This window comes from Streptomyces sp. NPDC127092, from assembly GCF_042722475.1.
In the GTDB taxonomy this organism is placed as follows: domain Bacteria; phylum Actinomycetota; class Actinomycetes; order Streptomycetales; family Streptomycetaceae; genus Streptomyces.
In genome coordinates this window covers 47,664-58,073 of the sequence record NZ_JBHXFE010000053.1, presented here as the reverse complement: position 1 = coordinate 58,073, position 10,410 = coordinate 47,664, and the positions used below count along the sequence as shown (strand labels likewise).

The 10,410-nt window shown below is 73.6% G+C and carries 10 protein-coding genes, 1 tRNA gene and 1 other RNA gene; 6 read left to right on the top strand and 6 right to left on the bottom strand.

The window, feature by feature from the left end:
* Both ACFWJO_RS32565 and ffs read right to left on the bottom strand, forming a co-directional pair.
* Positions 1 to 1,421 (bottom strand): DNA polymerase III subunit gamma and tau (locus ACFWJO_RS32565; protein WP_386871004.1); only part of this gene is annotated, 1,421 nt, incomplete at its 3' end.
* Between the two features lie 36 nt (positions 1,422 to 1,457).
* Positions 1,458 to 1,556: signal recognition particle sRNA small type (gene ffs / locus ACFWJO_RS32560), an RNA gene on the bottom strand.
* Positions 1,557 to 1,688: 132 nt separating this feature from the next.
* Here ffs and ACFWJO_RS32555 point away from each other — a divergent pair.
* Positions 1,689 to 1,776: transfer RNA gene (locus ACFWJO_RS32555), tRNA-Ser, on the top strand.
* A 58-nt stretch (positions 1,777 to 1,834) separates the two neighbouring features.
* Here the strand turns inward: ACFWJO_RS32555 and ACFWJO_RS32550 are convergent.
* From ACFWJO_RS32550 to ACFWJO_RS32540, 3 genes are all read right to left on the bottom strand, one after another.
* Complete coding sequence (locus ACFWJO_RS32550) at positions 1,835 to 2,395, bottom strand: hypothetical protein (RefSeq protein WP_386871002.1); 561 nt, start codon at positions 2,393 to 2,395, stop codon at positions 1,835 to 1,837.
* A 142-nt stretch (positions 2,396 to 2,537) separates the two neighbouring features.
* On the bottom strand, positions 2,538 to 4,298 hold the full coding sequence (locus ACFWJO_RS32545) for a hypothetical protein (protein ID WP_386871000.1): 1,761 nt from the start codon (positions 4,296 to 4,298) through the stop codon (positions 2,538 to 2,540).
* A gap of 158 nt (positions 4,299 to 4,456) precedes the next feature.
* Positions 4,457 to 4,774, bottom strand: a complete 318-nt coding sequence (locus tag ACFWJO_RS32540; RefSeq protein WP_384407397.1) for a hypothetical protein — start codon at positions 4,772 to 4,774, stop codon at positions 4,457 to 4,459.
* A 253-nt stretch (positions 4,775 to 5,027) separates the two neighbouring features.
* Between ACFWJO_RS32540 and ACFWJO_RS32535 the strand changes: the two genes are divergently transcribed.
* On the top strand, positions 5,028 to 5,663 hold the full coding sequence (locus ACFWJO_RS32535) for a GNAT family N-acetyltransferase (RefSeq protein WP_386870998.1): 636 nt from the start codon (positions 5,028 to 5,030) through the stop codon (positions 5,661 to 5,663).
* Here the strand turns inward: ACFWJO_RS32535 and ACFWJO_RS32530 are convergent.
* The gene (locus tag ACFWJO_RS32530) at positions 5,620 to 6,846 is read right to left on the bottom strand and encodes an MFS transporter (RefSeq protein ID WP_386870996.1); all 1,227 of its coding nucleotides are present in this window, start codon (positions 6,844 to 6,846) and stop codon (positions 5,620 to 5,622) included. The two genes, ACFWJO_RS32535 and ACFWJO_RS32530, sit on opposite strands and share 44 nt — an antisense overlap.
* Here ACFWJO_RS32530 and ACFWJO_RS32525 point away from each other — a divergent pair.
* The 4 genes from ACFWJO_RS32525 (at position 6,839) to ACFWJO_RS32510 (ending at position 10,365) form a co-directional block, all read left to right on the top strand.
* Positions 6,839 to 7,171, top strand: a complete 333-nt coding sequence (locus ACFWJO_RS32525; RefSeq protein WP_386870994.1) for a hypothetical protein — start codon at positions 6,839 to 6,841, stop codon at positions 7,169 to 7,171. The genes ACFWJO_RS32530 and ACFWJO_RS32525 overlap by 8 nt on opposite strands.
* A 77-nt stretch (positions 7,172 to 7,248) precedes the next feature.
* On the top strand, positions 7,249 to 8,250 hold the full coding sequence (locus ACFWJO_RS32520) for a DUF5937 family protein (protein WP_386870992.1): 1,002 nt from the start codon (positions 7,249 to 7,251) through the stop codon (positions 8,248 to 8,250).
* Between the two features lie 86 nt (positions 8,251 to 8,336).
* The gene (locus ACFWJO_RS32515) at positions 8,337 to 9,293 is read left to right on the top strand and encodes an alpha/beta fold hydrolase (protein ID WP_386871018.1); all 957 of its coding nucleotides are present in this window, start codon (positions 8,337 to 8,339) and stop codon (positions 9,291 to 9,293) included.
* A 10-nt stretch (positions 9,294 to 9,303) separates the two neighbouring features.
* A complete protein-coding gene (locus ACFWJO_RS32510; protein ID WP_386870990.1) occupies positions 9,304 to 10,365 on the top strand; it encodes an aldo/keto reductase in 1,062 nt (353 codons plus the stop codon).
* Positions 10,366 to 10,410 lie beyond the last annotated feature (45 nt).

The following is a 10,410-nucleotide window of genomic DNA, read 5'->3' as shown; positions in this document are numbered from 1 at the left end:
GCACCGGGCGCAACGCCGCCGGGCCGGGCGGCCCCGGGCCAGGCGCCGGGCCGTGGGCCCTCGGCGGCGGGAGCGGGAGCCGGCTGCTGCACGGGCGCGGGGGCCGGAGCCTGCTGGACGGGCTGCGGCTGCGGCTGGGGCTGCGGCTGCGGCTGCGGCGGAGCGGACACGGGCGGCGGCACGTGCGCCTCGGCACCGGGCACGTACCCCATCTGCGGCGCGGGCGACGTGGTCGTGAAGACGGCGGCGGGCGGCGCCGCGGCGGCTCCGCGCTCCAGCCGGTCGAGGCGCGCCTGCATCGACCGCTCGTCGTCGAAGGCGGCGGGCAGCAGCACGCGCGCGCAGATCAGCTCCAGCTGGAGCCGCGGCGAGGTCGCGCCGCGCATCTCGGTGAGACCGGCGTTGACCAGGTCCGCGGCCCGGCTGAGCTCGGCGGCCCCGAACACGGAGGCCTGCGCCTGCATGCGCTCGATGACGTCGACCGGCGCGTCGACCAGACCCTTCTCGGCGGCGTCGGGAACGGCCGCCAGGATCACGAGGTCGCGCAGCCGCTCCAGGAGATCGGCGACGAAGCGGCGCGGGTCGTTGCCGCCCTCGATCACCCGGTCCACGACCTCGAAGGCGGCGGCGCCGTCACCGGCGGCGAAGGCGTCCACCACGGAGTCGAGCAGGGACCCGTCCGTATAACCGAGGAGCGAGGTGGCCATGGCATACGTCACACCGTCGTCGGCGGCACCGGCGAGCAGCTGGTCCATCACGGACATCGAGTCACGCACGGACCCGGCACCGGCCCGGACGACCAGCGGCAGGACCCCGTCCTCGACGGGAATGCCCTCGCGCCCGCAGACCTCACCGAGATACTCCCGGAGCGTCCCCGGCGGCACGAGCCGGAACGGATAGTGATGCGTACGCGACCGGATGGTGCCGATGACCTTCTCGGGCTCGGTCGTCGCGAAGATGAACTTCAGGTGCTCCGGCGGCTCCTCGACCACCTTCAGCAGGGCGTTGAAGCCCGCCGAGGTGACCATGTGCGCCTCGTCGATGATGTAGATCTTGTAGCGGCTGGAGGCGGGCCCGAAGAAGGCCTTCTCGCGCAGGTCACGGGCGTCGTCCACGCCACCGTGGGACGCCGCGTCGATCTCGATGACGTCGATCGACCCCGGCCCGTTCCGCGCGAGGTCCCGACAGGACTGGCACTCGCCGCAGGGCGTGGGCGTGGGACCCTTCTCACAGTTCAGACACCGCGCGAGGATCCGCGCACTGGTCGTCTTGCCGCAGCCGCGGGGCCCGCTGAACAGGTACGCGTGATTGACCCGGTTGTTCCGCAGCGCCTGCTGCAGCGGGTCGGTGACATGCTCCTGCCCGATGACCTCGGCGAAGGACTCGGGGCGGTAGCGGCGGTACAGCGCGAGAGACGACACGTATACGAGGTTATAGGCGCCCACCGACAACCCGGGAACGCAAGCGCCCCTCACGCACCCGCCAGAGCCGACCTACCCTTGCTGCCTTCCGGCCCTGGGGGAGTTCAGTCAGATAGCGCCACGTGAGGGGCTCCGCCCAGAGTACCCGATCCCGACCCCCACTCGACCCCCCTCACCCACCTGCGCCCTTTCCCGACCCCCCCCGCTCCACCCCCCGCCCCGGATCACGTGCGCGAGCACCCTCTCCGGTCATGTAATGTTCTCCACGGAGGATTCGCCTAGAGGCCTAGGGCGCACGCTTGGAAAGCGTGTTGGGGGCAACCCCTCACGAGTTCGAATCTCGTATCCTCCGCCAGCCCGAAGGGCCGGTCCGCGAAAGCGGGCCGGCCCTTCGGCTTTTCGCGAGTCGCTTCTCAGACCGGGCAGGGGCGGTACTCGAGGCTCAGTTCGCGGTCGACGGCGTAGCTGGTGCGCATCGCGGCGGAGGCGACCTGGTCCCAGGAGCCGTACTTCGCGTAGAGCTGGTCGGCCGTCGGGCCGAGGGGGTTGCCGTACTTGGCCTGGTTGCGCTCCTCCAGGATCCGGACCTCCTCCGGGGTCATGCCCGCGCGCGTGATCTCCTTCGCCTGGTTGCGCATGTCGACGAGCTCGCGGGCGATCTCCTCGTCCGTGGCGCCGGCCGCGCGCATGTCGGCCTCCGTGCGGTGCATGGACTCCAGGAGCCCGTGGTAGCGGATCCGGGTCCGCTGGGCCTCCACCTTCTCGTCCATCGGCATCACGCGGATGCGGCACACGACCGGGTCCGTGCTGGGACACGGGTCGTCGGCGGAGACCGGCGGGGCGAGCGGGGCGGTGATGACCGAGCCGCAGGCTTCGGCGGTGTCGGCCGCGGCGGCGGCCGCGGTGGTCAGCAGGGCGACGGCCGCGACGAACGGTACGAGGACACGGCGCGGGAGAGACGGGGAGAGGCGCATGGGCGCATCCTCGGCAGCCGCGCCGTGCCCGTTCACGCAGGCGCACCGGCGGTCGCTCCTGATCACACCGGTGATCACTCCCGGGAGGGACAGCCGGGGAGGAGGTGAAGGAACTCGGCCAAGATGGTGTTCGCGTCCGGGGTCAGGGCACCGGCGTGCTGATCGTCGCCGTGTTGTTCGTCAGTCTCGGGTCCGGTGTGTCGCTCGTCGCCGAGACGCTGTTGACGAGGGTCGCCCCGGCCGTCGCGCGGACCTTCACCGCGAGCGTGACCGCCGCGGAGCCGCCCCGGCCCAGGCTGCCGAAGTGGCAGGTCACCGTGTCCGTCGTGCCGGGCGGCGGGGTGTCGCAGTGACCGGACGTCGTCGCGGCGCTGACGTAGCGGACGGTCCCGGGCAGACGGTCGGTGAGGACGACGTTCTCCGCCGTGGTCGGGCCGTAGTTGTGCACGCGGATCGTGTACGTGAGGGTTCCGCCGTTCGCCACCGGCTCCGGGCTCGCCGCGATCGACGCCGCGACGTCGGCCGACCGCACCGAAAGCGCCACCGTGTGGACGCCGCCGCCCGCGAGGGACGTGACCCCTTCGAGCAGCCGGGTGCACGGAGCGGTCTGGCCCGAGGCGCAGACCCGGACCGGGAGGTTGCTGGTGGTCCGCGTGCCGTCGCCCAGCTGGCCCGACTCGTTGAGGCCCCAGGCCCGTACCGTGCCGTCGTCCCGCAGCGCGAGGCTGTGCGCGCCGGCGACGCCCGCGGCGACCTGGGTGACGCCGGTCAGCTTCGTGGCGCAGCCGCCTGGCGCGCACACCTCCGCCGGGACCTTCCGGTCGAGGCCGGTCCCGTCGCCGATCGCGCCCCAGTTGTTGTCGCCCCAGGCGACGGCCGTGCCGTCGGTCCGGGCGGCGAGGCTGTGGTACGCCCCGGCGGCCACGCCCTTCACTCCCGTCAGGAACGACGTGCACGGCACCGTCTGGCCGACCGCGCACACCTGCACCGGCACGGTGGACCGCGCGCCCACGCCGTCGCCCAGCGCGTCGCCGTCACCCCACGCGCGCACGGTGCCGTCCGCGCGTACCGCGACGCTGTGACGCACACCGCCCGCCACCGACACCACCTCGGTCAGCCCGGACACCGGCACGGGGACCGTGCGGTCCTGCGTACTGGCGTCGCCAAGCTGGCCGTCGGTGTTGAGGCCCCAGGAGGCGACGGTGCCGTCGGCCAGGACCGCCAGCGAGTGCTGGTAGCCCGCGGCCAGGGCGGTGACCCCGCTCAGGTGCGTCGTGCACGGCGCGGTCGCGTTGACGGCGCACACCCGGCCGGGGCTCGTCCGGTGGTTCACGGCGGTGCCCTCGCCGAGCTGGCCGTACGCGTTGTTGCCCCAGGAGACGACGGTCCCGTCGGTCAGCAGGGCCATGCTGTGGACCACGCCCGCGGCGACCGCCACGACGCCCTTCAGATGCCTCGCGCACGGCGCGGTCTCCCCGATCGCGCAGACCCGGACCGGCGTGGTGCGGTCGGTATTGGTGCCGTCCCCCAGCTGACCGGACGCGTTGTAGCCCCAGGCCACGACGCCGCCGTCCTCGAGGACGCCGAGGCTGTGCCATCCGGCGGCCGCGACCTGCACGATCCGGCCGAGCGCGGTGGTGCACGTGGCGTTCCCGCAGACCCTGCCGGGGACGGCACCCGAACCGGAGGTGTTGCCGTCGCCGAGCTGCCCCTTGCTGTTGCTGCCCCAGGTGAGGGGAGTGCCGGGCGGCCCCGTACGGATGTCCCGCGCGTCGTCGCTCCGGGCCCCCGCGCTCCCGTCGTGCGCGGCGGAAGGGACGGGCAGGGACAGGGCGGATGCGGCGAGGGCCGCCGCAGCGACGAGCAGGGCGAGGGCCCTGGCGACGGACCCGGTTCTTCGCACGATGCGCGCTCCTCTCACGGGGCGCGACCGGACCGGCGGCACGGGCGCCGACGGCTCCGGTCGACGCGCTCACCATGCGGGCGCGCCCCGCCGCGTCCGTGCGCCGACACCTCGCCTTCACCCGATCAGTGCGGGCGACGCCGGTGCGGTACCTCCGGTCAGCCGAAGTTGTCGCTGGCCAGGCGGAGGGCGAGCTCCTGGAGGATCGGCTCGGTCGCCGGCTCCGCGCCCGAGGCGTCATGGGCGTCGGCCACGGCCTCGAAGGCCAGGATGAAGCCGTTGACGAGGGCGCTCAGGGGCTCGGAGAGCTGGGCGAGGACCGCGAGGCCGGCCTCCTCGGCGGTCGCCCCGGCCGGTACCGCGAACTGCCCCGGGATCACCTCGCCCAGGAGGTCCGAGACGAGGCTCTCGTCGACTCCGCCGCGCAGCGCCGTCAGTGCGGCGATGGCCTTGAGTTTGATCTCGTTCTCGGTCACGGAAGGAGCGTAGGAGCATCGCACGGGCACGGCGGCGGAATTCGCGCGACACGCGGCGGACCGCTCTGCCACCCTGCGCTCGACACGCAGATCGCAAGATCCAAGGATCGGCGGATCGGCGGATCGGCGGATCGGCGGATCGGCGGATCGGCGGATCGGCGGATCGGCGGATCGGCGGATCAACGAATCAAGGGATCAAGGGGTCGGGTCGGATGACCGGTGGGTCGCCCGGGCCGCGAGACGGGGGACAGTGATGACGTTCGTGCTGACAGGGCCGGTCCTGGAAGGCGACCTCGTGCGCCTCGAACCGCTGGGCCGCCATCACGCCGCGGACCTCGCGGCCGCCGTGGCGGAGGACCGCGACACGTACGCCTACACGTGGGTCCCGAAGCCCGCCGAGATCGGCGCGTACATCGACACCCAGCTGGGCCGTGCCGCCGCCGGCACCCTCGCGCCGTACGCCCAGATCCACCGGCCCACCGGCCGCGCCGTCGGCGTCACCTCCTACTGGGACCCGCGCCTGACCTCTTCCGGCGACGGCCTCCAGGCGATCGAGGTCGGGTTCACCTGGCTCGCGGCGTCGGCGCAGGGCACCGGCCTGAACACCGAGGCGAAGTACCTCCTGTTCGCGTACGCCTTCGAGCACTGGCGGGTCGCCCGCCTCGACCTCAAGACCGATGCCCGCAACAGCCGTTCCCGCGCGGCCATCGCCAGGACCGGCGCCCATTTCGAGGGCGTCCTGCGCAACTGGTCCCTCTCCTCCGCCCCGGGCGAGGAGGGCCGCCTCCGCGACTCGGCCGTCTTCTCGGTGACGGACGAGGAATGGCCGACCTGCCGCGAGCACCTCAGACGGCGGCTGAACGCGCTGCGGACGAAGGGGCTTCGCTGACGGCGTCGTCGACGGGTGAAGCGTCGGCGAGGCGGTCGCCACCGGCTCGGTCGCCGGGCGCCGCCGTCGCCGCCGCCGTGCGCTCGGTCACGCGGGCGCTCAGGGCCAGCAGTGCCGCCGACGCGGCGAGGCCTGCGGCGAGGGCGGACCACCAGAGGGTGGCGGCGCCGAGGCCGGTGTAGACCGTGACGCCCAGGGTCAGGGAGGCGAAGCGGGCGACGCCCCACGTCCAGCTGAAGGCGCCCTGGTAGCGGCCGCGGGCGTGGGAGGGGGCCAGGTTCGCGACGAGCGCGGCGCCGATGCCGGCGACCACCACCTCGCCCAGCGACCAGACGACGACCGAGAACGCGAAGCCCACGATCCCGTCCGCCAGTCCCGTCAGGGCCACCCCTAGGGCGATCAGCACACTGCCCACGACCTGCACCTTGAGCTGCGGCAGGCGGGCGAGCCGCGCCGTGGTGAAGGGCTGGAGGGCGACGACCAGGATCGCGTTGAGCGCCGCCATCGTGCCGTACACCGCGGGCGAGAGGCCGCTGTCGCGGATCGCCAGCGGCAGCCCGACCTCGGTGAGGGAGTACACGAAGAGCTGCACGCCGAGGACCGGCAGGAGCAGGACGGCGAGGCGGTCGCGCAGGACCACGCCGTAGCCGATGCCGTCGTCCGCGGGCCGGGGCGCGCGCGGCGGTTCCTTCAGGCGCGTGGCGACCACCACCGCGTACAGCAGCATCGAACCGGCGTCGACCGCGAAGAGCAGCCAGTAGCCGTGCGCGGCCAGGAAGCCGCCGAGGACGCCCGCGACCGCCGTGCCGATGTTCACGCCCCAGCCGAACAGGGCGTACGCGCGCTGCCGGCGCTCCGCGTCGACGGCGTCCGCCATCAGCGCGTACGCGGCCGGGGACACCGTCATGCCGGTGGCGCTGATCAGCAGCGCGGCGACGGCCATCGTCCACACGCCGGGAGCCAGGAACAGCGCGCCCTGCGCGGCCGCCGAGCCGATCAGGCCGACGAGCATCGTGGGCCGGCGGCCGATGCGGTCGGCGAGGACGCCGCCCACGGCGGGACCGAGGAGGTTGCCGGCGCCGAGCGCGCCCAGGACGTACGTGGTGTCGGTGCCGGTCACACCGCGCGAGGCGAGGAAGAAGACGAGGAACGGGGTGACGAGGAAGCCGAGACGGTTGATCACCGTGCCCGCGAAGACCGTCCAGACGACGGACGGGAGGTTCCTGAAGGAGGAAGGGAGGAGGGAGGAAGGGAGGAGCGAGGAAGGCCGGGCGGAGGAAGAGCGGGCGGCGGAGGAAGGGCGGGCGGAGGGGCGGGACTTGGCGGACTCGGGCGAGGTCGTGGGCGCGGTGGGCTTCGTGGGCTCGGGCGAGGCCGCGGGCGCGGTGGGCTTCGTGGGGTCGGTTGACCCGGCGGACCCGGCGGACCCGGCCGACTTCGTCGGCGCGGTGGGCTGGGCAGGGGGCTCGGCGGCGGGGCCGCCCGTGGGCTTCGAGGGCATGCCGTGAGCTTGCTGCCGCGCCCTCCCCACCCTCCAATGATTAAGCTCCAGCCGAATCCGTTCGCCGAACACAGGGGGTACGCGATGGACTCCGGGCTCAGTTTCTCCGCCGCCGACCTCGCCCAGACCCGCTTCGCCGTCTCCCCCATGTGGGAGGTCGTCACCAGCTTCCGGCTGCTCCGCGCCGGCGACGACCGCGCTCCGGCCATGCACCGCGGCTGGGTCGCGCAGGTACGGCCCCGTTTCCTGCGCGCCGGGCTCGACCGGGGGCGGCTCGCCGCGCTCGTCCCCGCCCACGGCTACCTCGCCGACTTCCTCAACCCCACGCCCCAAGGCCCCTTCCCCACCCTGGAAAGCGAGCTCGAGGCCATCCGCCGCACCCCGCGCGAGAACCTTCTCCACGACCTGGCGACGCTCGGGACCGCCAGCCGTCCCCACGGCGACGACACCGACATCGACCTCGATCGCGACCTCGACCTCGACCGGCTCTGCGACGAGATCCTCACCTACTGGGAGCTCGCCCTCGCCCCCTACTGGGCCCGCATCCGCAGTCTCCTGGAAGCCGACGTCTTCCACCGCGCCCGCCAGGTCGCCGAGCACGGCTCCGCGCGCGTGCTCGGCGAACTCCACGAGACCGTACGGTGGGACGACGGCACCCTGCGGCTGGTACGGCGGGCCTGCGCCCTCACCCGCGACGAGGCGGGTTCCGGGCTGCTGCTCGTCCCGTCGGCGTTCGCGTGGCCGCGGGTCCTGACCCGCTCGGTCGCACCCGACCCGCCCCAGCTCGCCTATCCGGCACGGGGCATCGGCAACCTGTGGAAGCCGCGCACCACGACCACGGCCACCGACGCCGTCGCCGGCGTCCTCGGGCGTTCGCGCGCGCTGCTCCTCGCCGAGCTGGACACTCCGGCCTCGACCACCCGACTCGCCGCCGCCTTCGGCCTGTCGGCGGCCGCCGTGTCCCAGCACCTCACCGCCCTCAGGAACGCCGGCCTGGTGACCGCCCACCGCAGCGGCCGGTCCGTCCTCTACGCCCGCACCGCCGTCGCCGACGCGCTGCTCTGCCCCGAGCTGGAGACACTGTGACCCGGACGACCGAGACGACTGAGGAATTTCCCGAACGGGGTGTGGACGAGGTCCCGGCGGCCCCGGCCTGGATCGAGCGCACTCTCGTGCGCGACGACGGCGTACGGCTCTCCCTGCGCGACTGGGGCGGCGGGAGCGGCGCGAGCACTGGTCACCCCCGGGGCGGCGAACAGCGGTCCCTCCTGCTGCTGCACGGGCTCGCCGGGCACGCCGGCGAATGGGACGGCATCGCCCGGCTTCTGCGCGCCGACGGGCACCGGGTCGTCGCCCTCGACCAGCGCGGGCACGGCGCGAGCGAGCGGCACCCGCAGGACGTCTCGCGCGCCGCGTACGTCGCCGACGTCCTCGCCGTCATCGCCGAACTCGACTTGTCGGACGTCGTGTTGGTCGGCCAGTCGTACGGCGGCCACGCCGCCATGCTCACCGCCGCCTCCCATGCCGACTCCCACACAGCCGAGCTCACCGCCGCCTCCCACGCCGCCTCCCACACAGCCGGGCTCACCGCCGCCTCCCACGCCGCCCAAGCGGAGCGTCCCCGGGTCCCGCTCGCCGGAGCCGTGCTCGTCGAGGCCGGGCCCGGCGGGGCCGAGCCGGGTGTCCTGGAGCAGATCGGCGGATGGCTCAGGGCGTGGCCGGTGCCGTTCCCGTCGCGGGAGGCGGCCGTCGCGTACCTCGGCGGCGGTCCCGTAGGGGAAGGCTGGGCGGACGGGCTGGAGGAGGGGGACGGCGGCCTGTGGCCCCGGTTCGACCCCGAGGTGATGGTCGCCTCGCTCGCCGAGAACGCCGGTCGTGCCTGGTGGGGGGAGTGGAACGCGATCGGCGGCGCACGGCCGCCCGTCCCCGTACTCGCCGTCCTCGGGCAGCGGGGCATCATCCCCGACGAGGAGTACGACGAGATGGCGCGCCGGCGCCCGGAGCTCCGCGGGGTCTGCGTACCCGGCACCGGCCACGACCTGCACCTGGAGCGGCCCGAGGTCCTCCACCGCCTGATCTCCGGGTTCCTCGCCGAACTCCCTTGCGCTGGAGTGGACTCCAACCCCTAGGGTGCGGCGCATGCGCTATCGGGTACTCGGCGGGACCGGGATCGAAGTCAGTACGTACTGCCTGGGCACGATGATGTTCGGAGCGGTCGGCAACCCCGACCACCAGGACTCCGTACGGATCATCCACGCCGCACTCGACCGGGGGATCAACTTCGTCGACACCGCCGACATGTACTCGGCGGGCGAGTCGGAGGAGATCGTGGGAAAGGCGCTGCGCGACCCGCGCCGCCGCGACGAGACCGTGCTCGCCACCAAGGTGTACTTCCCGGTCGGCGGTGAAGGCCCCAACAGGGGCGGCACCTCGCGCCGTTGGATCACCCGGGCCGTCGAGAACAGCCTCAAGCGGCTCGGCACCGAGTGGATCGACCTCTACCAGGTCCACCGGCCCGACCACCGCACCGACATCGAGGAGACCCTCGACGTCCTCGGCGACCTGGTCTCCCAGGGCAAGATCCGCGCCTTCGGCTGCTCGACCTTCCCCGCCGAGGAGATCGTCGAGGCGCACGCCGTCGCCGAGCGGCGCGGCCTGCGCCGCTTCCGCAGCGAGCAGCCGCCGTACTCGCTGCTCGCGCGCGGCGTCGAGACCTCCGTGCTGCCGGTCGCGCAGCGGTACGGGATGGGCGTGCTGACCTGGTCGCCGCTGGCGTCCGGCTTCCTCACCGGCAGGTACCGCAAGGGCCGGGACATCGACATGACCAGCGGCCGGGCCGCGCTCCACCCGCACCGCTTCGACCCGTCGCTGCCCGTGAACCAGGCCAAGCTGGACGCCGTCGAGGAGCTCGTCGCGCTCGCCGAGGAGATCGGCTGCACGTTGCCCGAGCTGGCGATCGCGTTCGTCACCGCCCACCCGGCGGTCACGTCGGTGATCCTCGGGCCGCGCACGATGGAGCAGCTGGAGGGGCTCCTGAAGGGTGCCTCGCTGACCCTGACGGATGAGGTCCTCGACCGGATCGACGAGATCGTGCCGCCCGGCACGAACGTCTACCCGCCGGACGGCGTCTGGCGCCCCGCCGCCCTCACCGACCCGGCTCTGCGCCGCCGGCCGACAGGGGAGCGCGCGGCGGCGGACTGACGGCCGGGTGCCGGACATCCCGTACGCGTGAGGTCATGCTTGACC

Coding starts and splice junctions, on each gene's coding strand:
- ACFWJO_RS32550 (WP_386871002.1), bottom strand. CDS start 2,395: ATGCGCCTCTCCCCGTCTCTCCCGCGCCGTGTCCTCGTACCGTTCGTC.
- ACFWJO_RS32535 (WP_386870998.1), top strand. CDS start 5,028: ATGACGTTCGTGCTGACAGGGCCGGTCCTGGAAGGCGACCTCGTGCGC.
- ACFWJO_RS32520 (WP_386870992.1), top strand. CDS start 7,249: ATGGACTCCGGGCTCAGTTTCTCCGCCGCCGACCTCGCCCAGACCCGC.
- ACFWJO_RS32510 (WP_386870990.1), top strand. CDS start 9,304: ATGCGCTATCGGGTACTCGGCGGGACCGGGATCGAAGTCAGTACGTAC.